Origin of the sequence: Proteus sp. STS61-E (assembly GCF_040932335.1) — a bacterium.
In the GTDB taxonomy this organism is placed as follows: domain Bacteria; phylum Pseudomonadota; class Gammaproteobacteria; order Enterobacterales; family Enterobacteriaceae; genus Proteus; species Proteus mirabilis_B.
Genome location: NZ_JBFQGE010000007.1, coordinates 252,694 through 278,464, shown reverse-complemented (window position 1 = coordinate 278,464; position 25,771 = coordinate 252,694). Strand labels below are relative to the sequence as shown.

Below are 25,771 nucleotides of genomic sequence, written 5' to 3'. Positions count from 1 at the left end.
TGCGTAGTGACGAGTTGGAGTGTCATATTCTACGTGTGAAGTAGAGATGGTGATACCACGAGCTTTTTCTTCTGGTGCGTTATCGATTTGATCGAATGCACGAGCAGCACCGCCGTAAGTTTTAGCTAAAACTGTAGTGATTGCAGCAGTCAGAGTTGTTTTACCGTGGTCAACGTGGCCGATAGTACCAACGTTAACGTGCGGTTTGGAACGTTCAAATTTTTCTTTAGACACGACTATATTCCTTAATATCGCTCCCTCAATTAGAGGGAGCGTAAACTAAATTGAACTCGAAAGGATCTTATTTCGCTTTACGAGCTTCGATAATAGCCTGAGCGACGTTGCTAGGCGCTTCGTTGTACTTCAAGAACTCCATAGAGTAAGAAGCACGACCCTGAGTTTGTGAACGCAGGTCAGTTGCATAACCGAACATCTCAGCCAGTGGTACTTGAGCACGGATGATCTTACCGGTAGGCAGATCGTCCATACCTTCAACCATACCACGACGACGGTTTAAGTCACCGATAACGTCGCCCATGTAATCTTCTGGCGTTTCAATCTCAACTTTCATGACTGGCTCAAGCAGAATTGGCTTAGCTTTCATGAAGCCGTCTTTAAATGCCATTGATGCGGCAATTTTAAACGCGATTTCTGAGGAGTCAACATCATGGTAAGAACCGTAATGTAAACGAGCCTGAATATCCACAACAGGGTAACCTGCTAATGGACCAGATTTCAGCTGTTCTTGAATACCTTTATCAACAGCTGGGATGAATTCTTTAGGAATTACACCACCAACGATATCGTTGATAAATACGTAGTTCTCTTCACCACCTGCTGGTAATGGAGACAGGTCGATAACAACATGACCGTACTGACCACGACCACCAGATTGTTTCGCGTGCTTACCTTCGATATCAGTTACTGTATCACGAATAGTTTCACGGTAAGCAACCTGTGGTTTACCTACGTTCGCTTCAACTTTAAATTCACGACGCATACGGTCAACTAACACGTCTAAGTGCAGTTCACCCATACCAGCAATGATAGTCTGACCAGTTTCTTCGTCGCTTGATACGCGGAAAGATGGATCTTCCTGAGCCAAACGGTTCAGAGCGATACCCATTTTTTCTTGGTCAGCTTTAGTCTTAGGTTCGATAGCAACAGAGATTACTGGCTCTGGGAATTCCATACGTTCTAAGATGATTGGTGCATCAATTGCACATAAAGTATCACCTGTAGTTACGTCTTTCAGACCGATAGCAGCAGCGATGTCGCCCGCACGAACTTCTTTAATTTCTTCACGCTTGTTAGCATGCATCTGAACAATACGGCCAAAACGTTCTTTTTTGTCTTTAACCGGGTTCAGAACTGTGTCACCTGAGTTTACAACACCAGAGTACACACGGAAGAATGTTAAGTTACCAACAAATGGGTCAGTAGCGATTTTGAATGCCAGAGATGAGAATGGCTCTTCGTCGCTTGAATGACGTTCTGCTGGAGTATCTTTACCGTCTGGTAACATACCGTTGATAGCAGGAACATCTGTTGGTGCTGGCAGGTATTCAATTACCGCATCCAGCATTGCCTGAACACCTTTGTTCTTAAATGCAGAACCACAGGTAACCAGGATAATTTCGTTATCTAGAACGCGTTTACGCAGAGCAGCTTTGATTTCTGCTTCTGTCAGTTCTTCACCGCCCAGATATTTGTCCATCAGGTCTTCTGATGCTTCAGCAGCAGATTCAACCAGGTTGTTGTGCCATTCTTCAGCTAAATCTTGCAGATTTGCAGGAATGTCTTCGTATTCGAAGGTAACACCTTGGTCTTCTTCATTCCAACGGATTGATTTCATTTTAATTAAATCAACAACACCGGTGAAATTTTCTTCAGCGCCTACTGGGATTTGCAGTGGAACTGGGTTTGCTGCCAGACGTGTTTTGATTTGTTCAACAACACGCAGGAAGTTTGCACCCATACGGTCCATTTTGTTAACGAACGCGATACGTGGTACATGATATTTGTTAGCCTGGCGCCATACTGTTTCTGACTGAGGCTGAACACCACCAACTGCACAGTAAACCATAACCGCGCCATCAAGAACACGCATAGAACGTTCTACTTCGATTGTGAAGTCAACGTGTCCCGGGGTGTCGATGATGTTTACACGGTGAGGCTCAAACTGTTTAGCCATACCAGACCAGAATGCAGTAGTTGCTGCGGATGTGATAGTAATACCACGTTCCTGCTCCTGCTCCATCCAGTCCATTGTTGCTGAACCTTCGTGAGTTTCACCAATTTTATGGTTTACACCGGTATAAAACAGAATACGTTCACTTGTAGTGGTTTTACCGGCATCGATGTGCGCACTGATACCGATATTACGGTAGCGTGCTATGGGGGTTTGACGAGCCATTTTTTCCTCTCTCGTGGGCGTTCAATTCAGGTAAAGGACAGCAGAGCTGTCCTGAAAAGAGTTGCGATACTCCGTGGATTACCAACGGTAGTGTGCGAACGCCTTGTTTGCATCTGCCATACGGTGAACGTCTTCACGTTTCTTAACAGCAGCGCCTTTGTTTTCAGCCGCATCAGATAATTCATTTGCCAGGCGAAGAGCCATGGATTTATCACCGCGTTTACGAGCAGCTTCAACAATCCAACGCATTGCTAATGCATTACGACGAACTGGGCGTACTTCAACTGGAACTTGGTAAGTTGAACCACCAACACGGCGGGATTTAACTTCCACAGTAGGACGTACGTTATCTAATGCGATTTCGAACGCTTCCAGTTCAGTTTTGCCTGAACGCTGAGCCAGGGTCTCAAGCGCATTATATACGATAGATTCTGCAGTAGATTTTTTACCGTCTACCATCAGAATGTTTACAAATTTGGCCAGCAGTTCTGATCCGAACTTAGGATCTGGCAGAATTTTACGTTGACCAATTACACGACGACGTGGCATGGAAATACTCCGTTTAAATTCAGGGTTGTCCAAAACTCAATGAGTTTATTTTGACATTAATGGTGAAAAAATGTTTGGCCTTACTTAACGGAGAACCATTAAGCCTTTGGCTTCTTCACACCGTACTTAGAACGAGCTTGTTTACGGTCTTTAACACCGGAACAGTCCAGCGCGCCGCGAACAGTGTGGTAACGCACACCTGGTAAGTCTTTAACACGACCACCACGGATTAAGATTACGGAGTGTTCCTGCAAGTTGTGGCCTTCACCACCGATGTAGGAAGAAACTTCGAAACCGTTAGTCAAACGCACACGGCATACTTTACGCAGTGCTGAGTTTGGTTTTTTTGGAGTGGTAGTATATACACGAGTACATACGCCACGTTTTTGCGGGCAAGCTTCCAGAGCTGGAACGTTGCTTTTAACAACTTTCGAGCTACGAGATTTGCGCACCAGCTGGTTAATAGTTGCCATTTAAAAAAAGCTCCTGGTTTTTGCTTCGTAAACACGGATTTGAACTCTGTCTTGTCAACAAGACAAAACATGAGGACGCAGAATTTTATTGCTGACGGGCTCATGTGTCAAGAATTATACAGCAATTCTACGCTCCCCAATGAATTTGTTGGGGGTGTTTTACCGTTAAATCGACAAAATCACCATAATTGATAAGTTTAATGTGATGAGATGCTTGATCTTTTAAGCCTCTTGCCAAAACATCATCAATTAATGCGTAAACTGAAATTTGCTGTTGGAGACAATATTTTAATAAGGGATTGTCTTCAAGAACTGCCAGTACACCATCTTGTATTAACAAAACATCATCTTCTTTTGTCAATAAAGATAAAAAAGCCTCTAAATCACTTTGATAAATAGAGACAGAATAAGTATACAACATAACCGTTCAACCTTCCTGACTAACTTCTGTATTAAAAGCGTAATACCACATCATATTCACTCAATTTTTGAGCAATATCTTCTTGGGATATCACCTGTGCATCCAACACAAAAGAAGTTTGAGAGGATAATCCACGATGAGCCATGTCTTTCTGTGATATATAGACGTTTGTCACATCATACAAGGGTAGCACTTTGAATGTTGCAGCATGATGACGTGATAGCACTCCTTCAGGTTGTTGATTTTCAACAAGTTGAAACACACCATCAGAGATAAAAAAAACACCAATATCTTCTGTTAATGCAGAGGTTGCGAGTAAAGCATCTAAACCTTCTCGCCCTGCACTATTGCCATGAGGTGCTTGAGTAAAAAGGAATGCGATTGAATTCATTTTCTTCATTAAAATTGCACCACACGGGAACAGGTTAACATCGCTTGAGCCAGTGAACCCAACCCACTTAGCTCAAATTCAGTTGCCATGTTATGGCTATCCATTTCCTGCTCTTTTGCCTGCTGTTCATCGATAATTCCTCTACGCAATGCGGCGGCAACACAAACATGCAGGGGAATTTGATGTTCTTTCGCCAATGTAACCCACGCTTTAGGGAGATCAAATTCATCATTTGCAGGCGATGCCAATTTATTAGCATTCACAACACCTTCTCGATAGAAGAAAATTTGTGAAATTTGATGCCCCTTTTCAAGAAGGGCATTTGCGAACAAATAGGCACTTGAAGCTTGTTCAGTTCCGTAATGAGGCCCTGTAACCACTAAACAATATGTCAAGGAACTCATAATGTTGCCTTATTCTCCATTTTTAAACTGGCGAATATAGAGATACACAGTATGTTTTGAGATATTTAAGCGATCTGCAACCTGATTAATGGCATCTTTAATATCAAAAATACCTTTCTCATAAAGGCTTAACACCACTTGTTTATTCTTGGCATTATTCGCAACTTCACGATCATTATTTACTTCTTCAATCGTAAACTCTAATGTTTGAGCCACTAAATCATCGACAGATGAGGCAAAGTTAACATCGGATGCAACTTCATGTGTTTCTTCAGGAATAAAGGTTTTGATTATTTCAGAGAATGGAACATCAAGGTTCATGTTAATACACAATAAACCAATGACACGACGTTCACGATTACGAATAGCAATCGTGATTGACTTCATCAATGCACCACTTTTTGCTCTAGTAAAATAAGCCTTTGAAAAACTTGAATCTTCATCTGTGATGTCATGTAACATTTGTAATGCCAAATCGGTAATTGGAGAACCAATCTTACGACCAGTATGTTCTCCATTCGCGATTTTAACCGCTGAACATTTCAAATCTTCCAGAGAGTGCAATACGATTTCGCAATGATTGCCGATGAGCATTGCCAAACCATCCACAGCTGCTTCATAGGACTTTAGTATTTCGTGATCAGTTTGAGTAAAAGGTCGGCTATCTAGTTTTTCAAACTCGCTGCTGTCACCATTAAATAACGGGCTAGACATTTGATTATATAATCCTTAAAGGCTTTAATTATGATAATGACTTGAGGTTCTATTTTTTATAACGATTCGTCATTGCGGATCAATTCAATATTAAAAAAATTTAAATATAAAAACAGAATTAAGAATGATTCTGACGTTAGATCGCCAGAAGATCTACGTCAAGTGACTTAGAATAAGAGCTTTGTGATAGGTCACAGCTTTTTTCATTTTTCTTTATATTTTGGACTTATTTCCACCCTTTATTTTTGAAAATTTTCCTTTTTTGGTGTGGGTAGGATAAAGATTGACACTACTGAATAGATTACCTATATTCCAAATTATTGTTATTTTAACGAGCGATTAATCCTATGAATACACTGATGATATGCCAATCTCAGCAAACTTCATCAATAATAGGATTAATTTCTGTTGCTTCTATACCTATTGAGATTCTCTCTTCACCACCTCCGCCTGTGAAAGTGGTTGTAGTCAATACAACGGTTGTTGTTGCAACTCGCGTTGCTTGATTTGTTTACTTAGCTTAAGAACGTACTTAATCACCACTTATATAGTGATATGTTGCTTGCGTTTATTCATTGATATTTTATCAATTTGCTAATAATCATTAAAAATAATCAAGCTCTCTTATTGCTTATTTTACAGGTATATCATCATGTACTTACGTCAATATTGGGCAAAATTCGGCCCAACAACGTTATTCGTTTTATTGTGGAGTAGTGGCGCTATCTTTTCTCGCTGGGGATTAGATAATGGTAGCTCATTTGCAATTTTAACTTGGCGTTTTATTATCGCTTTAGCGTTTCTCTCTTTTTTATGTATTCAGCGCCATCGCTTTTTGCCACCGAAAGGAAGCCGTTTAAAAACAGCATGGGTCGGTTTACTTATCATTGGTGGTTATTCTATCTGTTATCTTTTAGCGCTCGCTAATAGCATTACACCGGGAATGTTAGCCACAATTATGGGCGTTCAGCCGATTATTACATTATGGATCATAGAACGTAATTTTACAGCGACACGACTATTAGGGCTTTTAATCGCCTTGGCTGGGTTAGTGTTAGTGGTTGCTCAAAGTTTATTTAATACGGCCATCTCATTGACGGGAATGATTTATGCGTTAGTCGCACTACTTTGCATGAGCTTTGGTGCAATCTCACAGAAAAAACTGCAATTAGCGCCGATGGATGCCTTACCGCTACAATATGTTGTTAGCCTTGTGTTGTGTTTATTATTTGTCCCCTTCCAGCCTTTTCATGCTTCATTCGACATTGGTTTTATCATTCCTGTACTTTGGCTTGCGGTGATCATTTCTGTTGTTGCTCAGTTGCTATTATACCGCTTACTCACTACGGGTAATTTGGTTAACGTCACTAGCTTATTTTATTTAGTACCTGGCGTGACCGCATTAATGGATTACATCTTCTTAGGTAACGAGATGTCTTGGCTAAGTTTGGCTGGGATGGGCGCAATCATTGTGGGCTTGCTGTTTGTTTTCAAAAAGCCCAAAGCCATTATTGTTGAAGAGACAGTAGACTAACGCTATGTGTTAAAAAACAAATAATAAGCTATACATTAGAAATAAAAATGCTGACATTAATGTCAGCATTTTTTTAGTGATATTTAGAGATAAATAAATTACTTATCGCTTTCAACACTCAGTAATTCAACTTCAAATACTAATGTTGAGTTAGCAGGAATACCACTTGTTGCACGTTGTCCGTAGCCTAATTCTGGTGGAATAACTAACTTGATTTTACCGCCTTCTTTGATGTACTTCATACCTTCAGTCCAGCCAGGAATAACGCTTTTCAGGCTGATTGTCAGAGGTTCGTTACGATCATAAGAGCTATCAAATTGTTTACCATCAATCAGCATGCCTTTGTAGTTTACAGTAACACGATCAGCATCTGTTGGTGTTTTGCCTTTACCTGGGTTTTCAACTAAATACAGTAGACCTGATTTAGTTTTTACTACACCTTTCTCAGCGGCAAACTCTGTACGGAATTTATCACCCGCAGTTTTGTTCTCAGTCGCTTCTTTTTCCATTTTTGCTGTTGCAGCAGTACGGACTTGATCTTCAAAAGCCGCTAATGTTAATTCAATTTCAGCGTCTGATAATTTTGATTTGCTATTAAATGCATCCTGAACACCTGCTAACAGTTGTTTAGAATCTAAAGTAATACCAATATTTTTTTGTTCTTGTAATGCAGCTTCCATATAGCGACCCATCGACGCGCCTAACGCATAGGCATTTTGCTCATTTTGAGTTTTAAATGCGCTATTTAATGTTGGCACTTTAGCTGTAGCTTCTTCAGCGAATGCATGAGGTGCACTGAATGCGAAAGCTAAACTGGTTGCCAGCAACGTCGTTTTTAATAAAGATTTCATCCCATTCTCCAGTATATGTTAGTGAGTCGCTACGTTTTGCAAACGATCATCATAGATCTTTGCTTAAACGTTTTGCATCACATCTTGCTGTCGTTGCGGTATAGATCTCATCCGCGGGTAGCAATTTTATATGAATTTAAAAAATTTGCCGACACTCTTAACAGTTAATGTTAGGATTTTTGTCAGCACAGAGTGCTATCACATTAGCAAAATAGTCTTTTATCTCAAACCAGATTTATGTCTTCCTGTGTATATATCAGTAAATAAGATTAAATTTCGCGAGTTTGTTCATCATATTCGTCGTAATAGGACATTTTAAAGGAGGAAAAACACAATGGATATTAAGGAAGTAGAGCGATTGCTCATTCAATTAGAAAGCAAAGTTGCTTTCCAAGATGCGACTATTGAAGAATTAAATCAGGTGGTCACACAGCAGCAAATTGAAATTAGCCGCTTTAAAGAAGCCTTAAAAATTGTTTCTGAGCGCCTAAAAAACTCTCAAACTTCAATACTTGCTAGACCTGAGGACGAAACGCCTCCACCTCACTACTAAGTTCTCGTTTGTTATTGATATCAAAACCGAAAACAAAAAAGGAGCGTTTAAACGCTCCTTTTGATCTTTTCAACGAAAGATTAGTGCTGGCAACCACAACCGCCATGACCGTGGCCGTGACCACCGTGACCATGACCTTCGCCACCACAGCATCCACCTTCTTCACCGTGTGAATGACCATGACCGTGACCACCGCCACAGCATCCGCCTTCTTCACCGTGACCGTGGCCACCACAACATTCGTGCTCTTCTTCTTCACCGTGTACGTGACCGTGAGCTAATTCTTCTTCAGTCGCTTCACGAATTGCAACGATTTCAACATGAAACTTCAGGTTTTGACCCGCTAACATGTGGTTACCATCAACGATAACTTCGTCACCTTCAATACCTGTAATTTCTACTGGTACTGGACCTTGATCGGTATCAGCAAGAAAACGCATACCAACTTCTAACTCATCAACACCAACAAAAACATCTTTCGGTACGCGTTGAACTAAGTTTTCGTCGTATTGACCATATGCATCATCAGAAGCTACTTCTACGTCGAATTTTTCACCGACTTCGCGACCTGTTAATGCATTTTCTAAACCACTGATTAAAGAACCACGGCCATGCAGATAGTCTAACGGTGCGCTCACCGTGGACTCATCAACTAAAACACCGTCTTCTGATCTTACTTGATAAGCCAGACTAACTACCAAGTCGTTTGCTACTTTCATGACATCTCCTACATACCCGTGGGCAAAATTTTCCCGATTGTAACGAAAAATAAATCTTCTGTATCGGGTTATATCAAAAAACCTACAATTATTGTGGTGTAAAGATCCCAATGACCTGCTCATTTTCACGAACGAGGGCGTTAACTTCACCCTCTGTTTGCCGTTGCTGATGGCCACATTTCGCACATTCCACAATATCCACTTTATCTTCACGCCACATTTTGAGTGTATCTTGAGCTTGACAGTGTGGACACACGGCTCCTGCGATAAAGCGTTTACGGGTTGCAGACATGGGGTCAGTTCTCCTATTTATCAATAGATTTTTTTTCTTTATGTATTTGAGGAATGTCTTCTGTTAAAGATTCATCCCAAATATCAGGCTGATGGTGCTCTTGACGAATTTCTTCACTAAATAACTCCTCAAGTTCCCGTCTCGCTTCTTTTACTCGTGAAACGTTAGAAACTTCTTCAGGTGATTCATCCACCAGCTTTCTCAATAAGTTGATATCCAGACGACGAAAATGCTGTTGTGCTCGATAAGCTTGATGAGGATGCATTCCTAATTCAATCAACGTTTTACGCCCTAATTCTAAAGCACTCGAAAATGTTTCACGGCTAAAATCTGTCACACCCGCTTTGAGCAATTCATGAGCTTCAACACGCCCTCTTGCCCTTGCAATAATATGCAAATTAGGGAAGTGATGCTGACAGAGATGAACAATTTCCATCGTTGCTTCAGGTTCATTACTGGTGATAACAATAGTTTTAGCATGTTCAGCACCAGCTGCGCGCAATAAATTGAGATCAGTGGCATCACCGTAATAAACTTTATAGCCATATTTACGCATGGTGCTTATGCTTCCGACATCATGCTCTAATACCGTGACGTTAATCTTATTCGCCATTAACAAGCGCCCTACAACCTGTCCCATTCGACCAAATCCGACAAGGATGGCCTCTGGGTGGTTATTTTCAACAAAGGGCTGTTCATCCGTTTTAGCGTCATTATAACGACGAGCAAACACGGCGTCCGTCATTTGCATCACAAGAGGCGTTGTCATCATAGAAAGTGTGACAACAACCAACAATAACGCCATTTGCTGACTATCTAATACGCCCATAGCCATCGATGTCGAGAAAACAACAAACGCAAATTCCCCGCCTTGGCTTAACACAGCTGAGAATTGTAGTCGTGTGGAAAAACGCAGTCTGGCTAACCAAGCGATACTATAAAGTATCAATGCTTTTACAATAACCAGAACTAAGACACCCAATAATACTTGTGGAAGATACCGCCATAAGATACCGATATCTAAAGACATGCCGACAGAGATAAAAAAGAGTCCTAAAAGTAGACCTTTAAAAGGCTCAATAGAGATCTCTAATTCGTGTCGATACTCTGAATCTGCCAATAACACACCCGCAATAAAGGTTCCCATTGCCATTGAAAAGCCTAGGGTTTCCATAAAAATAGCAGCACCTAACACAACAAGCAGCGCTGCGGCAGTAAAAACTTCTCTTACTCCCGATTTCACCACTAAGCGCAAGAGTGGGCGTAATAAATAACGACCACAAATCAGCAATCCAGCAAAAGCTGCCACTTTCACGCCAATGCGATACCAATCACTGCTTGCCGTTTCTCCAGCTAACAAAGGGATAACAGCAAGGATAGGAATAACTGCCATATCTTGGAAAAGTAAAACAGCAAAACCTAATTGTCCGCCTTCATTATGATTCATCCCTTTCTCGTTCATAAGTTGCAATGCCATCGCCGTAGAAGACATCGCAATACCTAAGCCTCCAATAACAGCTGCCTGCCATGAAAAAGAAGTAAAAACGAGAATGAGCCCTGAAAAAATAGAAGCCGTTAATACCACCTGCATTGAACCAACACCAAAAATGGCACGTCTCAATTCCCATAATTTGGCTGGATTTAATTCCAAACCAATAAGAAACATTAAAAAGACCACGCCTAATTCAGCAAAGTGTAAGATGTTATCAACATCTTTAAACAGCCCTAATCCCCAAGGACCAATGGCAATACCTGCAATCAAATAACCGAGTACTGCACCAATTTTAAGACGTTGTGCAATCGGCACCATAATCACGGCAGCACACAAGAAAAAGAGCACAGCTTTGATCATCCAATTATCTTCCATTAGGCTTGTTCCCCTTCAAGTGGTGCACTTAACCAATGGCGATAAGCTTCGCCGATATGAGTTAATGTTGTTTTAGATTGTTGTCTTGCTGAATACACAATCATTGGTGATAGCCAGCGCATACCACACATTTCTGCCATTAATTCAAAAGGACGTAATAATTCTGTCAGCGTGTAGTGATTCTTCCCATTATGTTGATAAGCCTGCTCAGGCTCTCCCGTTGTAATAACACAACGAAATGACTTACCCTTTAATTGCGCTCTACCGACTTTGTTAGCAAATGGACGAGTTAACACTCTATCTTGCCACTCTTTTAATAACGCAGGGCAACTATATGTTTGCAATGGAAATTGAAAAACGATCACTTGGTGCTTACACAACAAGGATTGTTCATGGTGTATATCAATAAAAAAATCAGGATAAGTAGCATATAAATCATGGATAGTTATATTCTCTAAATCCCTCACCGCTTTTAATAACGCTTTATTGGCGACTGATTGGCGCGGCTCGGGATGAACATACACCAGTAATACATTTGATGCGTTTGACATCATTCCTCCTTACAAAACGTGTCAGAAACTGTTTTTTCCGTTACCATGCACGCATTGTGACCAACTGTTACGAACAACTTACTCTATATATTAATTTACATACTCTTAATAGACGATATTTATGATTGTTTTTTCTTCTTTGCAAATTCGCCGTGGTGTCAGAGTGTTACTGGACAATGCCAGTGCAACCATTAATCCAGGGCAAAAGATTGGTTTAGTCGGTAAAAATGGCTGTGGCAAAACCACATTGCTTTCTTTATTGAAAGGTGAGCTGCAAGCTGAAGCAGGCAATGTCACCTATCCTAGTACATGGTCAATGGCATGGGTTAACCAAGAAACACCTGCGCTTGATGTACCTGCTATTGATTATGTTATTGATGGTGATAGAGAATATCGCCAGTTAGAGCAACGATTACAAAAAGCGAACGAAATAAATGATGGCCATGCTATCGCTCTGATCCACGGGCAATTAGATGCGATTAATGCATGGACGATACAATCTCGTGCAGCAACTTTACTGAATGGTTTAGGTTTTAGCCAACAACAGCTTAATGAACCTGTAAAATCATTTTCAGGTGGCTGGAGAATGCGTTTAAACTTGGCACAAGCGCTGATTTGTCGCTCTGATTTACTGCTACTCGATGAACCAACCAACCACTTAGATTTAGATGCCGTTATTTGGCTAGAAAAATGGCTAAAAAGCTACACAGGCACGCTTATTTTAATTTCCCATGACCGTGATTTTCTTGATCCTATCGTAGATAAAATCTTGCATATCGAGCAAGAAAAAATCTTTGAATATTCAGGTAACTACTCTTCGTTTGAAATGCAACGTGCAACCAAACTCGCACAACAGCAAGCTCTGTTTGAAAATCAACAAGCCAAAATTGCACACTTACAGAGCTTCATAGATAGATTTAAAGCAAAAGCGACAAAAGCCAAACAAGCTCAAAGCCGTGTCAAAATGCTTGAGCGAATGGAAAAGGTTGCTCCTGCGCATTCAGATAACCCATTCCATTTTAGCTTCCGCCAACCTGAAAGCTTGCCTAATCCACTTTTATCAATGGAGAAAGTCAGTGCGGGTTATGGTGAAAAAGTTATTCTTAATGATATCAAACTCAATTTAGTTCCCGGCTCGCGTATTGGATTATTAGGACGCAATGGTGCAGGTAAATCGACACTGATTAAATTACTTGCAGGTGAAATTGAACCGTTACAGGGGAAATTGGCACTTTCTAAAGGTATTAAGCTTGGTTATTTTGCCCAGCATCAATTAGAGTTTTTACGCTCAGATGAATCGGCACTACAACATTTAACTCGTTTAGCACCTAAAGAAACTGAACAAAAATTACGTGATTACTTGGGTGGTTTCGGCTTTCATGGCGATAAAGTCACAGATGCATGTGGTCAATTCTCTGGGGGTGAAAAGGCGCGCTTGGTCTTATCACTTTTAGTTTGGCAACGCCCTAACTTGCTATTAATGGATGAACCAACAAACCACCTTGATCTAGATATGCGCCAAGCACTCACTCAAGCTTTAATTAGCTTTGAAGGGGCAATTGTTGTCGTATCGCATGATAGGCATTTATTACGCTCGACCACTGACGATCTCTATCTGGTACACGATGGTCAAGTTGAGCCATTTGATGGTGATCTTGATGATTACCAACAGTGGTTAGTTGATCAAAATCGTCAAGAGACACAGGCAAATAAGAGCCAACAAGATAACGACAATATCACGACAAGCACCAATTTAAGCGCTCAAGATAAAAAAGAGCAAAAACGCAAAGAAGCTGAGTTTAGACAACAAACCCAGCCTCTACGCAAGAAACTCACAACATTAGAAAGCAAGATGGATAAATTAAGCCAAGAGCTTAGTGATATCGAAACTGCTCTTTCTGATAGTGGCATTTATGATACTAGCCGTAAAAATGAGCTTTCTGATTGCTTAAGCCGACAAGGTGTTGCGAAATCTGCACTAGAAGAAGTGGAAATGGAGTGGATGGAGTTACAAGAAACACTGGAAGAAATGACAAACACATTTGAAGCCCAGTAATACAACGCAATTCATTAAAAAAGGAACTATTTTAAGTGAAATAGTTCCTTTATTTTCGCCCTTCAATTCATTCTGAAAATTTATACAATTCATTTCACTTACGGTATTTATATCATTTTACAATAGCACTATTTACACAAAACATAATCTCACCCTATCTAGTAATAACCCAATAAAAATAACCATCTAACGTTTATTTTCTACCTATTTATATTAAGTAAGGGAAATAAATTCTTTCACGCTAAAGTTTTTAACATTCCAGCCGAATTAATCATTCTGCTAAGTGGACCTCCCACTTACCAACGAAAAGGCAAAGCTAATAGGTAGGGTTATGTTAAAACGAATTAAAATCTCTCAAGGTTTAATGTGTGTCCTGACTCTGTTTTGTATTATTCAGATCATTTCTGGAGTACAAAGCATTCACGATGCCTACCAGACTCAAAATACTCTTAAAAAAATTTCATACAGTTTCGATCAACTACGCACAATGGATAATACCTATGCGGAGTTGAACACATTACGTACTGATATTATTGCACAAGCATTTAGTTATATTTCAAATCCTCAAGCTGAGGATGCGAACATCACCACATTTATGCAAACCATGCCTGCACGTAAAGCGCAAGTTGATGCATTGATGAATGAGTATGTTGAGCTATCCGCTCAAACAGGTTTCGATCAGCAACGTATGGCTCAGATCAAACAGCTCTATCAAAAGAGCCGAGCTGATCTTGATTTACTGGCGCAGTATTTAAGTGAACGCAACACTAACGCAGTTCGTTTAATTTTAAAAAGCCCAGCAAACACTAACTTCACCAATTCATTGTATGAAGCCACGGACTTTATTACCGATGAAGTTGTGAATCCTTCAGTGATTGAAGCAGAAGATAACTACCACAGCATGTTGTGGATAGCATCACTCTTTATGGGTATCTTCCTCATCTTTACCACCTTAGTGCTTATTTGGATCCGCAAATACATCATTGTGCGCATTAACCAAATGATCATCTATCAAGAGGCAATTGCTAAAGGTGATTTAGTCAGTCGTATTGATAGCGATGTTTCAGGTAAGACTGAAATTGATCAACTCATGCTCGGCTTACAGCAAATGCGTGCTCAATTAAAAGAGATGGTAAGCTCTATTCGAAATACTAGTGCAACCATTTACACTGGCGTACAAGAGATTGCTGCGGGTAATAATGATTTATCTAGCAGAACGGAAGAGCAAGCCAGTGCATTAGAAGAAACGGCATCCAGCATGGAGCAGATGACCGCAACTATTCGTAACAACACAGAAAGCGCTCGTGAAGTCACAGAGCTTGTTATGAGTACTGCTGATATTGCTGTTCAAGGTGGTGAGCATAGTAATAAGATGGTAATGACAATGACAGACATTGCCGATCGCTCACAAAAAATTGGTGAAATCACCGCAGTTATTGATGATATTGCTTTCCAAACCAACATATTAGCCCTAAACGCTGCCGTTGAAGCGGCTAGAGCGGGTGAACAAGGCCGTGGTTTCTCTGTGGTTGCAAGTGAAGTTCGTAATTTAGCACAGCGTAGTGCAGAAGCGGCGAAAGAGATCAAAGAGCTGATTGAATCAACAATATTACGTGTTAGACAAGGTAATGATCTTGTCGAACAAGTAAGTTTATCAATGGGTGAGATTGTCACATCTGTTAATCATGTTTCGGGTTCGATGAAAGAAATTTTATCTGCATCAGAAGAGCAAACCCGTGGTATTGCACAGATCAGCCTTGCTGTTAATGAAATGGATAAAGCCACTCAGCAAAATGCGGCGATGGTTGAGCAATCAACGGCTGCTTCTGCCACATTAAGTGAACAAGCAAGTATGTTGGATACGATTGTGAATACATTCAAAGTGGAGCACGAAAAAGTTGCGCCAACTAAAACTAAGTTGCCTGCATTTTCAGCTAAATCACAAGACTCGGAAACACTTAAAACACCAACAATCAAAACCAATAATCATGAAACTGACGATAATTGGGAAAGCTTTTAATGATATCTCTCACACTATGATGTGAAAGATAGCTGTGTAGAAAATAGTCCAGAACATATAACAAAACCTCTACCTACCATACTCCCAGTGCTTTTTCTGGGAGTATTTCTAATCTCACCGCACATAAACACAAAAAAAAGACCATTTTTTATACGAAATAAACACATTTTTTAAGAAAAATTAAGAGTGTTTATGAAAGCAATAATTTTATTTGTCTTATCATAAGATAAAAAGACAAATAAAAATAAAATACTGCTTATTATCGCTTTAATATTCAACAAAATATTATTTAAATTTATAAGTTAACAATTAACACAAAAAATAAGTAAGCTAATATACTTATAGACTTTTCTATTAATCATTAGAAAATTTTAGCCATTAGCTGGCAATTAAAGCTAAAAAAAGAAATATAAGTCGTCTTTACTATCAAAAAGAGTAGAAAAGGTAAAGTTTTTAAATATATAGCCGAATAAGTTTAATTGATAAATAGTTATCGCTCCTTGCTGTGTGTCCTACAAACCAATTAAATAGGTAAGGCTATGCTGAAACGAATAAAAATATCTAATGGCTTAATGTTTATCTTAATACTGTTTTGCGCCATTCAACTTTTTTCTGGTGCAATGAGTATCCGTGATGCGAGTTTAACAAATAAGCGGATCTCACAATTAGCGAATGGCTTTGAACAGATAAAAACGATGGATTATGGTTATGCTGAATTAAATAAATTACGTGAAGATATGCTAAATGTTATGTTTGAAGCTCATCTCACTCCTGATATTGCAGAAAATAAAATTTCTGATTTCATTTCCTCTTATCCCAAAAGAAAACAAGAAGTTACACGTATTATAACTGCATACTTCACTGCTACCGAAGAAGCAAATTTTGATCCCGAAAAAATAGAGAGCATGAAAAAACTCTTTAACCGTGTGCTTTACGATCTTGACCAACTTGTATCGTGTTTAGAAATTCGTGATTACTACGGTTTTCAATCTCTTTATGCACATAATACCAATGAGCGCTTTACTCAATCCCTTTATGAAGCAACAGATTATCTCAGTGATAACGTTGTTACTCATGCAATAAAAGCAGCTCAAGGTAATTATGAACGTACCTTGGTTTTAGCTTTTGTCTTTATGTTTGTTTTTATTCTTTTTACTGTCCTTGTTGTACTTTGGATACGTCGAAATATTGTTTTACGTATCAATCAAATTGTCGATTATATGTCGGAAATTTCACAAGGAAACTTATTAGAAAATAAAGACGTCACAGCGAAAGGAAATAATGAAATCGACCAATTAATAACAGGTATTCAATATATGCGTACTGAACTGTCATTAATTGTGAATGCGATCCGAGGGACAAGCCATCATATTTATACAGGCGTTCAAGAATTATCCGCAGGGAATACCGATCTTTCTTGTCGTACCGAAGAGCAAGCGAGTGCATTAGAAGAAACCGCATCAAGTATGGAGCAACTCACAGCAACAGTGAGAAATAATACAGAAAGTGCTCGTGAAGTTTCACACCTTATCAGTCAGACTTCCAATATTGCCAGCAAAGGGGGCGATGTCACCAATAGAATGGTGAAAACGATGACTGATATTGCCGATAGCTCACAAAAAATTGGTGAAATCACTGCGGTTATCAATAGCATCGCTTTCCAAACCAATATTCTCTCGTTAAATGCTGCGGTTGAAGCCGCCAGAGCAGGCGAACAAGGTCGAGGTTTCTCAGTCGTTGCCACCGAAGTAAGAGAATTAGCACAACGCAGTGCCGAAGCTGCAAAGGAAATAAAAGAGTTAATTGATGCCTCTATTAGCCGTGTTCGCCATGGTAATGATCTCGTTGAACAAGTTAGTATTTCTATGGGCGAAATACTGACATCTGTAAAACATGTTGAAGATTCAATGACAGAAATTTTATCTGCATCAGAAGAGCAAACTCGAGGTATCACTCAAGTCTCTCTTGCAGTCACTGAAATGGATAAAGCCACACAGCAAAATGCCACTATGGTTGAACAATCTTCTGCTGTTGCCAGCTTATTGACTGAAGAGGCGAGTAATCTTGAACAAATTGTTGAGCAGTTTAAAACGGCTGAAAGTGAACAGTTTAATAAAAAGGCACAACACAAAGTAATAGAAAAACAGTTCTCATCTGAAAAATCATTGCATACAAAAGATGAGAAGATAAAAAATACAGTCAAAGATGACCTGAAAGAGAGAAAACTGGCAAAAGAAACAACGACTGTAAATGACGGTGAAGATGATGATTGGACAAGCTTTTAATTCATTGATTTGATCATGATAAAAACATGATTTAGATAAACACAAAGACACCTATTTTTAGTAGGTGTCTTTTTCTTTTACTTCTTAAATAATGACAAATTAATGAAATACATTGATTGCACTAACTAAGTAATTAGTTTGTACTTTCATTTCACCTGAAATCATTGATGCTTTAGAAACATAATTCGCATTTTCATGCGTAATCGATTCCAATTTTTCAACAGCGCGACCAAGCTCTTTTAAACCTGCACTCTGTTCTGATGATGCAAGACTAATTTCACCAATTAAATCCGTCACATTTTTAACATGCACCACAATATCTTCCATTGTTTCGACGGTTTCATTGACTTGCTTTGAGCCAACTTTGATATTGCTACTTGAAGCACTGATCAATGTTTTGATCTCTTTCGCCGCTTCTGCACTGCGCTGTGCTAACTCCCTTACTTCTGTTGCAACCACCGAGAAACCTCGACCTTGTTCACCTGCTCTGGCGGCTTCTACGGATGCGTTTAGTGCAAGGATATTAGTTTGGAAGGCAATGCTATCAATAACACCAATGATATTACTGATGCGATCAGAGCTCTTCGCAATATCATTCATCGTATTGACGATATTATCCATTGCACCACCTCCTTTTATCGCAGCCTCACAAGTAATATTGGAAAGGTTGTTTGCCTGTCCTGCCGTTTCACTATTACTGCTTACCGCCGTCGTTAATTCATTCATCGTTGAGGCGGTTGCTTCAACATTGCTGGCGGTTTGCTCTGTTCTTACATACAGATCACGATTACCTGCAGCTAATTGATCACAAGAGATATCTACTTGATGAATTTGATGACTCACATCACTGACTAACCAACGGAACATGCGTCCTAATTGATTAACTGAACGCTGTGTCATACCCACTTCATCGATGCGATTTATATATGTAACGTTATGTTCATCGCCTGTTGCAACACGATTCGCTTGCTTATTAAGTAGCCTAATGGGCTTAACAATCTGAAAATAGAGAATACGTTCATTTGCCATCAGTAATACCAGTAAAATCGCGATATGCATAAAAAGAGCATAACCCGACAAACCAGCAAACCATGCACTTAACAACATAAAAGGTAGGGGTAAGAGAATAAAAAGACGGAGCCGTTTTTTTAATGAAATTGTTTGATTCCATGAGCGCCAACGTTGCCACCCTTTATAAACAAAAGCACCTTTTAAAAACGTGTGTGAAGGATACTTACCCTGATTAAATGCGGCGTAAAGTGCTGAGGCTTGTGCTATTTCCTCTTTTTTTGCAGCAGTCCTTACTGACATAAAACTTTGAATCTTACCCTGACGTATAATAGGAGTGATATTCGCTCTTACCCAATAGTGATCCCCATTTTTACGACGATTCTTCACGATCCCGGTCCAAATTTCGCCTTGCTTTAACGTCCTCCACATATCCTTAAAGACTTCTGAAGGTATATCTGGATGTCGGACAATATTGTGGGGTTGCCCCACAAGTTCTTCCACTGAAAACCCACTGGCTTCGACAAAGTCCTCGTTGGCATAAATAATATTGCCATCAAGATCTGTCGTCGACATCAGTGTTGCGTTTTCAGATACCGGGTATTCTCGCTGTGTCACCGGTTGATTGTTACGCATTAGTTACTCTCCTCGACATTGAAATTAAAACATCTCAACAAAAAAAGACTGCCTAAATAACTATCGTTTCGGCTGTTAGGAGAATAACTTTAGTAATAAGTGGAAATACCTACATTTAAATATTAGTTTTTTGAATCAGTTCAAAATTTTTAATTATCTAGGCTATTAATTAATGCCTGTGAACTTAGCACTAATGTCTTCGCACACTCATCTCGTTTCTTTAATAACGCCATAAAAATAAGGTCAGTGATCGTGTTTTGTGCTGTACGTGAAGAGATTGAAGCGCTTCGCCACTCACCTTCATCCGCAATTGTTTCTAATATATAATCAGAAATCCTTCCTAATGGAGAGTGTTTTTCTCCTGTAATAGCAATGATTTTTGCCCCTTGTTTTTTAGCCACAGAGGCTGCAACTAACATGTCTTTTCTTTTGCCACTATAAGAAATTACTATCTGTAAATCCTTTGAACTTAACATTTGGGCAACAGATATCTGAACATGATGATCTGTTTCAATCAGCGTGGTTATTCCTATTTTCTGTAATTTATAGCTTAAGTCTCTAGCAACTAGCCCTGAACCACCAATACCAATAATCTGAACTCGTTGAGCTTCATCAATAAGTTGGATCACCTTTTCAAAATGAAGGTAATTAATTTGGCGAGTCGTATCGCAAATTGAATTATTTTTCTCTTGAGCAAGTTTCTGTGCAATAACCACTAAACTATCTTCCGAGCCTATTTGATTATGTAATAGGCTCGGATTTGCTCCTGAATTCGCGTTCTTTCGACCTAGCTCTTCACTAATGGCGAGTTTCAAAGAAGGAAAGCCTTTGAATCCTATTTTTTGACTAAATTTAACAATAGCAGATTGACTCACACCCATTGTTTCAGCAAGTTGCTGTGACGATAAAGTGATTGTTTTCTCTGGATTATCTAAAATGTAGTCTGCTATTTTTCGCTGATTTGTAGCCATACCCGGCTTTATCCAGGCAATTTTCGTTAATGTCGGCATAATGACAATATCCACTTCGAGTACTATATAGTTATATATGGAGTAATTCTTGGTACAGCGTTTAATACCTAAAACAATTAATTTTTTAGAATAAAATCAATTAAAAATAGAAAATGAGTCACAATAAAGCATAGAAAAAATTACCTTATTATTGGAATACTTGTTTTTATAATAGTTTTATAAATATCTTTTCAATCAGAACTATGCCCATCAATCCCTACATTTATAATACTTAATTTATTCCCTCTCTATTTTTAATAATAATTTATTCTTTTAGGTCAATAGAACGATATAGACTTAATCTATTTACTCTTAATAAATTATTATTTTCAAACACTTCCTTTTATTTAATAACAATTCAAATACATAAACGTAATAAAAATTACTTTAATAGAAACATTAAAAAGAATAAATAATTCCTATATAAAATAGTTAGTTGTCCATTTTAATAGTGTTAATAATAAGAAATAAAAAACTAAATAGTTAAATAATAGGATCTATGTAACGACTAAAAATCAGTCATCACTTGATATAAGAGAGCATTTTAACATGAATGATTGTGTCAGTGGGCGATCGTAGATCTCTCTTTTTATAGAGGAATACTCTTTTTTTGATACATATCAAGAGAGATCATTTCAACCAATCTTAAAAAAACATCATTTAAATCAAAAAAGTTTGATTAACCCTTGATTTATACCTATTTTATGAGTTTACTCTATCCAAATCAAAGGAACACAGAGCGCCGTTAATAACCCCATTGAGATATTGAAAATAAACCAAGAGCGTCTGCTTTGTAAAAATAGGCTAATTAATGTTCCGCCTAATATCCAAACAATACCAGCAACGAAGTTAACAATAACCATAACAATACTAATAGCAATAACAGAGCTAAAATAAGCATCTCCCGATAGACTAAAGCTCCCTACTGCACCTAATCCCATCATCCATGCCTTGGGATTTAGAAATTGCAATAATCCGCCTTGAAACCAACTTACTGCTTGAGGTGTTTTTGCTGGAATATCTAAACGCTGATAAGATGATGTTGCTGTTTTCCATGCAAGCCAAAGTAAGTACGCACTCCCGACTATCTTCAATCCGATATGCAGTGCAGGATAAATTATCAATAATGCGGCTACGCCAAATGCAGAACTTAATAAAACGCATTGCATACCCAGCATAATGCCAGCCATTAGCTTTAATGAGCCTTTAAAGCCTACATTAGCCCCTGATGAAGTAAGTAGTAAATTGTTTGGACCAGGTGTTATCGCGGCAATAAATAGGAAAATAGTTAAGGAAAGAATAAGACTAATTGTCATGAAGTGTACTCAAAGATGTGACAGACGTTTTATTTTCACCGAAAATAGCAGTATGTTATTTAGCAAACAAGTGTTAATTCATTTTGATAGACGGGAAATATGTCTCAATACTTTAATCCAATGCGTTGGGCTAAAAATCCACATTTACAAACGCTCTTACCAAGAATTGTACGTAGGACACCACAACTTACGCCACATTGGCAGCGGCTCAATCTTCCAGACAATGATTTTGTCGATTTAGCATGGAGTGAAGACCCAACAACTGCACTCGATAAACCACGCTTAGTCATCTTTCATGGCTTAGAAGGTGGGTTTAGTAGTCCTTATGCTCATGGCATGTTAGCTGCTGCAAAAGAGAGAGGCTGGCTAAGCGTTGTGATGCATTTTAGAGGATGCAGTGGTGAACCCAATAGACAAAATCGCATTTATCACTCAGGTGAAACAGAAGATGCTCGCTACTTCTTAAATTGGTTGAAAAAGGAATTTGGCGAGCAACCAACAGCCGCAGTTGGCTATTCACTTGGTGGAAATATGCTTGCCTATTATCTTGCTGAAAGTGGTGAAAATGCAGTTGTAGACGCTGCTGTTATTGTCTCTGCACCATTAATGCTAGAACCATGCTCAACAAAAATTGAACATGGTTTTTCCCGTTTTTACCAATGGTATCTATTAAAAGAGCTCAAAAACAACGCAACACGAAAACTTATTCGCTATCCAGAATCCTTACCGATTAGCTTATTGACGATAAAATCCATCAAAAAACTACGTCAATTTGACGATCTTATTACGTCTAAAATTCACGGATTTAAAGATGCATTAGATTATTATCGCCAATGCAGTGCGTTGCCTTTATTAAATAAAATAAAGAAAACGACACTTATCATTCATGCTAAAGACGATCCATTTATGTCTGCGGATGTTATTCCTGATGTCAAAACACTACCCAATAACATTGAATATCAACTTACTGAGTTTGGTGGACATGTAGGATTTGTTGGAGGAAAGCTATCTAAACCAGTGATGTGGCTAGAAAGCCGTATTCCTGACTGGTTGGCGACCTATTTGGAGAAAGCAAAATGATAATACCTTGGAACGAGCTTTCAACTGAAACACTAGATAATCTCATTGAAAGTTTCGTTTTACGAGAAGGTACTGATTATGGTATCCAAGAGAAAACGCTTGAACAAAAAGTTGCCGACGTCAAAAAACAGCTTAAATCCGGTGAGGCCGTGTTAGTTTGGTCTGAACTTCATGAGAGCGTCAATATTATGCCTGCATCGCAATTTCGCTCTGATTAGTTATTCAAAGTTAGCGATGTATCGCCATCAATAAGGGCCAACCTTATTTAGCAAAAGGATAACCTATGTCAATTAAGCATCCTATCATCGCAGTGACTGGCTCAAGCGGTGCAGGAACCACCACAACAAGCCAAGCTTTTCGTAAAATATTCCAACAACTCAATGCAAATGCTGCATTGATTGATGGAGATAGTTTTCATCGCTATACCCGTCCTGAAATGGATATGGCGATAAGAAAAGCTAGAGAACAAGGCAGACATATCAGTTATTTTGGCCCTGAAGCAAATGATTTTAGCTTACTGAGTAAGACCTTAAGTCAATATAGCGATACAGGACAAGGGCAATCTCGCAAATATCTACACTCTTATGATGAAGCAACTCCTTACAACCAATTACCGGGAACATTTACCCCTTGGGAGCCATTAGCTAATAATACTGATGTTCTCTTTTATGAAGGATTGCACGGCGGCGTTGTTACCAACGAACATGATGTAGCTCAACATGTTGATTTATTGGTTGGTGTTGTTCCTATCGTCAACCTAGAGTGGATACAAAAGCTTATTCGAGACACGACAGAAAGAGGACACTCACAAGAGGCGGTAAGAGATTCCGTTGTACGCTCAATGGATGATTATATTAGCTACATTATTCCTCAATTCTCACGCACTCATATTAACTTCCAACGCGTTCCGACTGTTGATACTTCGAACCCTTTTTCTGCCAAAGCAATTCCCACTCTCGATGAAAGCTTTATTGTTATTCGTTTTCGTGGCTTAACTGATATTGATTTTCCCTATTTACTTGCGATGTTACATGGCTCGTTTATGTCAACAATAAACACTATTGTTGTGCCGGGCGGGAAATTAGGATTAGCGATGGAATTAATTATGGCACCATTAGTCAAAAAATTATTAAATGGCGAAAAGATAAGTTAACCAAAATAAAATTTCTCTCTATAAAAATAATATCCCATTAATTAAGGGATATTATTTTTCAAATTAAAATTTATTTTAAAATATCAAAATTAGTCAGCATCTTTTATTTCAAATGAATGCGTAATATTGGCTGCTTTTCCTAGCATTAAAGAAACAGAACAATATTTTTCTGCGGATAATTGAACCGCTCGTTCTACGATTTTATCCGTTAATTCTTTACCTGAAACAATAAAATGTAAATTGATATCAGTAAATAAACGAGGGGCTTCTTCACGGCGCTCTGATGTTAATTTCACTTCACAATCAGTTACTTGATGACGCCCTTTACGTAAAATACTTACGACATCAATAGCACTACATCCACCCGCAGCAATTAATACCATTTCCATTGGGCTTGGGGCTTTATCGCCTGAATTCCCATCCATCATAATTTGATGGCCAGATGAAGATTCGCCGACAAAAGATAAATCTTCAACCCACTTAACTCGTGCTTCCATTTATTTTCCCCCTAAAGATGACAGAAACTAAAAGAGTACATTCTCATAATTCAACTAGCAATTAGCAAATAGGTTTATTATGCTGACTGCGTAAAACGAGACTTAATGCACTAATTGTGTTAAAAACAATATCTGCTTGATGATAGTGGTTAAGATCAATGCATTATTTTCTCATTTATTATAATCTACTCCATATTAACTTACCGTGTTCTCAGGAAGTTAATAGGTAAAGATAGGATTTTTAAGCACGCTGTCTCAAAAGGGAGCCTATCCGTTTTGAAAGGCTGCATTTAACGTACAGAGGATAACGCGAATGGTTCTCGGCAAGCCGCAAACAGACCCGACTCTTGAATGGTTTTTGTCACACTGCCATATTCACAAATATCCATCCAAGAGCACGCTGATCCACCAAGGTGAGAAAGCGGAAACACTTTATTATATTGTTAAAGGTTCCGTGGCTGTTCTTATTAAAGATGAAGAAGGAAAAGAAATGATCCTCTCCTACCTAAATCAGGGGGATTTCATCGGTGAACTTGGATTATTTGAAGAAGATCAAGAACGTAGTGCATGGGTTCGAGCAAAAACAGCCTGTGAAGTAGCAGAAATTTCCTATAAAAAATTCCGCCAATTAATTCAGGTTAACCCTGATATTCTGATGCGCCTTTCTGCTCAAATGGCGAATAGATTACAAACAACATCAGAAAAAGTAGGTAATCTTGCTTTCCTTGATGTAACAGGTCGTATTGCACAAACCTTATTAAACTTAGCAAAACAACCCGATGCAATGACGCATCCTGATGGCATGCAAATTAAAATTACACGTCAGGAAATTGGTCAAATCGTTGGTTGTTCACGCGAAACTGTAGGCCGTATTCTGAAAATGCTGGAAGATCAAAACTTGATCTCCGCACACGGTAAAACTATCGTCGTTTACGGGACTCGTTAAGTTTCCCCGCTCGAACAAACAATAGCCCA

27 protein-coding genes are annotated in these 25,771 nt (G+C 38.9%); 10 read left to right on the top strand and 17 right to left on the bottom strand.

The genetic code is table 11. The features are described 5' to 3' along the window. From AB4J89_RS16385 to AB4J89_RS16350, 8 genes are all read right to left on the bottom strand, one after another. Positions 1-234: GTP-binding protein (locus AB4J89_RS16385; RefSeq protein WP_286420384.1), on the bottom strand; the 234-nt coding region annotated here is incomplete at its 3' end. A 67-nt stretch (positions 235-301) separates the two neighbouring features. Next, positions 302-2,416, bottom strand: coding sequence for an elongation factor G (fusA, locus tag AB4J89_RS16380; protein ID WP_088494386.1), 2,115 nt, complete (start codon positions 2,414-2,416; stop codon positions 302-304). 78 nt (positions 2,417-2,494) lie between these two features. After that, positions 2,495-2,965 carry a 30S ribosomal protein S7 gene (gene rpsG / locus AB4J89_RS16375; RefSeq protein ID WP_004246897.1) on the bottom strand — a complete coding sequence of 157 codons (471 nt, stop codon included), beginning with the start codon at positions 2,963-2,965 and terminating at the stop codon, positions 2,495-2,497. 98 nt (positions 2,966-3,063) lie between these two features. Continuing rightward, positions 3,064-3,438 carry a 30S ribosomal protein S12 gene (gene rpsL / locus AB4J89_RS16370; RefSeq protein WP_004236497.1) on the bottom strand — a complete coding sequence of 125 codons (375 nt, stop codon included), beginning with the start codon at positions 3,436-3,438 and terminating at the stop codon, positions 3,064-3,066. 127 nt (positions 3,439-3,565) lie between these two features. Next, positions 3,566-3,859: a sulfurtransferase complex subunit TusB gene (tusB, locus tag AB4J89_RS16365; RefSeq protein ID WP_088494385.1), complete on the bottom strand. Its 294-nt coding sequence runs from the start codon at positions 3,857-3,859 to the stop codon at positions 3,566-3,568. A gap of 31 nt (positions 3,860-3,890) precedes the next feature. Next, positions 3,891-4,259, bottom strand: coding sequence for a sulfurtransferase complex subunit TusC (gene tusC, locus AB4J89_RS16360; RefSeq protein WP_083629137.1), 369 nt, complete (start codon positions 4,257-4,259; stop codon positions 3,891-3,893). Beyond that, positions 4,259-4,654, bottom strand: coding sequence for a sulfurtransferase complex subunit TusD (tusD, locus tag AB4J89_RS16355; RefSeq protein WP_368469956.1), 396 nt, complete (start codon positions 4,652-4,654; stop codon positions 4,259-4,261). Before tusD ends, tusC begins: the two co-directional genes overlap by 1 nt. Positions 4,655-4,663: 9 nt before the next feature. Then, positions 4,664-5,368 (bottom strand): transcriptional regulator, encoded by a 705-nt coding sequence (locus AB4J89_RS16350; protein WP_023583301.1) that lies wholly within the window; start codon positions 5,366-5,368, stop codon positions 4,664-4,666. 347 nt (positions 5,369-5,715) lie between these two features. Between AB4J89_RS16350 and AB4J89_RS16345 the strand changes: the two genes are divergently transcribed. Both AB4J89_RS16345 and AB4J89_RS16340 read left to right on the top strand, forming a co-directional pair. Further along, positions 5,716-5,874, top strand: coding sequence for a hypothetical protein (locus AB4J89_RS16345; RefSeq protein WP_193775141.1), 159 nt, complete (start codon positions 5,716-5,718; stop codon positions 5,872-5,874). Between the two features lie 146 nt (positions 5,875-6,020). Further along, positions 6,021-6,902, top strand: coding sequence for a DMT family transporter (locus AB4J89_RS16340; protein ID WP_088494383.1), 882 nt, complete (start codon positions 6,021-6,023; stop codon positions 6,900-6,902). Between the two features lie 98 nt (positions 6,903-7,000). On the opposite strand, the gene fkpA is transcribed toward AB4J89_RS16340, so the two are convergent. Next, a complete protein-coding gene (gene fkpA / locus AB4J89_RS16335) occupies positions 7,001-7,753 on the bottom strand; it encodes an FKBP-type peptidyl-prolyl cis-trans isomerase (protein ID WP_088494382.1) in 753 nt (250 codons plus the stop codon). 334 nt (positions 7,754-8,087) lie between these two features. Between fkpA and AB4J89_RS16330 the strand changes: the two genes are divergently transcribed. Further along, entirely contained in the window at positions 8,088-8,306 is a 219-nt protein-coding gene (locus AB4J89_RS16330; protein WP_023583298.1) for a SlyX family protein, read from the top strand. A gap of 80 nt (positions 8,307-8,386) precedes the next feature. On the opposite strand, the gene slyD is transcribed toward AB4J89_RS16330, so the two are convergent. The 4 genes from slyD to kefG form a co-directional block, all read right to left on the bottom strand. Then, complete coding sequence (gene slyD, locus AB4J89_RS16325; protein WP_072068764.1) at positions 8,387-9,025, bottom strand: peptidylprolyl isomerase; 639 nt, start codon at positions 9,023-9,025, stop codon at positions 8,387-8,389. An 88-nt stretch (positions 9,026-9,113) separates the two neighbouring features. Further along, positions 9,114-9,317 (bottom strand): YheV family putative zinc ribbon protein, encoded by a 204-nt coding sequence (locus tag AB4J89_RS16320; RefSeq protein ID WP_088494381.1) that lies wholly within the window; start codon positions 9,315-9,317, stop codon positions 9,114-9,116. 13 nt (positions 9,318-9,330) lie between these two features. After that, entirely contained in the window at positions 9,331-11,184 is a 1,854-nt protein-coding gene (kefB, locus tag AB4J89_RS16315) for a glutathione-regulated potassium-efflux system protein KefB (protein ID WP_088494380.1), read from the bottom strand. Further along, positions 11,184-11,735, bottom strand: coding sequence for a glutathione-regulated potassium-efflux system ancillary protein KefG (gene kefG, locus AB4J89_RS16310; RefSeq protein ID WP_368469951.1), 552 nt, complete (start codon positions 11,733-11,735; stop codon positions 11,184-11,186). The genes kefB and kefG overlap by 1 nt, the downstream gene beginning before the upstream one ends. Before the next feature lie 121 nt (positions 11,736-11,856). Here kefG and AB4J89_RS16305 point away from each other — a divergent pair, with 121 nt between their 5' ends. From AB4J89_RS16305 to AB4J89_RS16295, 3 genes are all read left to right on the top strand, one after another. Next, the gene (locus AB4J89_RS16305) at positions 11,857-13,791 is read left to right on the top strand and encodes an ABC transporter ATP-binding protein (protein WP_368469949.1); all 1,935 of its coding nucleotides are present in this window, start codon (positions 11,857-11,859) and stop codon (positions 13,789-13,791) included. 331 nt (positions 13,792-14,122) lie between these two features. Beyond that, positions 14,123-15,811, top strand: a complete 1,689-nt coding sequence (locus tag AB4J89_RS16300) for a methyl-accepting chemotaxis protein (RefSeq protein WP_088494377.1) — start codon at positions 14,123-14,125, stop codon at positions 15,809-15,811. 539 nt (positions 15,812-16,350) lie between these two features. Further along, entirely contained in the window at positions 16,351-18,096 is a 1,746-nt protein-coding gene (locus AB4J89_RS16295; RefSeq protein WP_368469946.1) for a methyl-accepting chemotaxis protein, read from the top strand. Positions 18,097-18,195: 99 nt separating this feature from the next. Here the strand turns inward: AB4J89_RS16295 and AB4J89_RS16290 are convergent, their stop codons facing one another. The 3 genes from AB4J89_RS16290 to AB4J89_RS16280 form a co-directional block, all read right to left on the bottom strand. After that, complete coding sequence (locus tag AB4J89_RS16290; protein WP_088494375.1) at positions 18,196-19,740, bottom strand: PAS domain-containing methyl-accepting chemotaxis protein; 1,545 nt, start codon at positions 19,738-19,740, stop codon at positions 18,196-18,198. A 149-nt stretch (positions 19,741-19,889) separates the two neighbouring features. After that, complete coding sequence (locus AB4J89_RS16285) at positions 19,890-20,750, bottom strand: SIS domain-containing protein (RefSeq protein WP_165122195.1); 861 nt, start codon at positions 20,748-20,750, stop codon at positions 19,890-19,892. A gap of 710 nt (positions 20,751-21,460) precedes the next feature. Beyond that, a complete protein-coding gene (locus AB4J89_RS16280) occupies positions 21,461-22,066 on the bottom strand; it encodes a LysE family translocator (protein ID WP_088494373.1) in 606 nt (201 codons plus the stop codon). 99 nt (positions 22,067-22,165) lie between these two features. On the opposite strand from AB4J89_RS16280, the gene AB4J89_RS16275 reads away from it, so the two are divergent. The 3 genes from AB4J89_RS16275 (at position 22,166) to AB4J89_RS16265 (ending at position 24,299) form a co-directional block, all read left to right on the top strand. Further along, complete coding sequence (locus AB4J89_RS16275) at positions 22,166-23,146, top strand: hydrolase (protein WP_088494372.1); 981 nt, start codon at positions 22,166-22,168, stop codon at positions 23,144-23,146. Continuing rightward, entirely contained in the window at positions 23,143-23,364 is a 222-nt protein-coding gene (locus tag AB4J89_RS16270) for a YheU family protein (protein ID WP_036933921.1), read from the top strand. Before AB4J89_RS16275 ends, AB4J89_RS16270 begins: the two co-directional genes overlap by 4 nt. A gap of 65 nt (positions 23,365-23,429) precedes the next feature. Then, entirely contained in the window at positions 23,430-24,299 is an 870-nt protein-coding gene (locus AB4J89_RS16265; protein ID WP_088494371.1) for a phosphoribulokinase, read from the top strand. A gap of 89 nt (positions 24,300-24,388) precedes the next feature. Here the strand turns inward: AB4J89_RS16265 and AB4J89_RS16260 are convergent, their stop codons facing one another. After that, the gene (locus AB4J89_RS16260) at positions 24,389-24,796 is read right to left on the bottom strand and encodes an OsmC family protein (protein WP_023583286.1); all 408 of its coding nucleotides are present in this window, start codon (positions 24,794-24,796) and stop codon (positions 24,389-24,391) included. A gap of 313 nt (positions 24,797-25,109) precedes the next feature. On the opposite strand from AB4J89_RS16260, the gene crp reads away from it, so the two are divergent. Then, positions 25,110-25,742: a cAMP-activated global transcriptional regulator CRP gene (crp, locus tag AB4J89_RS16255; RefSeq protein WP_004246872.1), complete on the top strand. Its 633-nt coding sequence runs from the start codon at positions 25,110-25,112 to the stop codon at positions 25,740-25,742. The last annotated feature ends 29 nt before the right edge of the window (positions 25,743-25,771 follow it).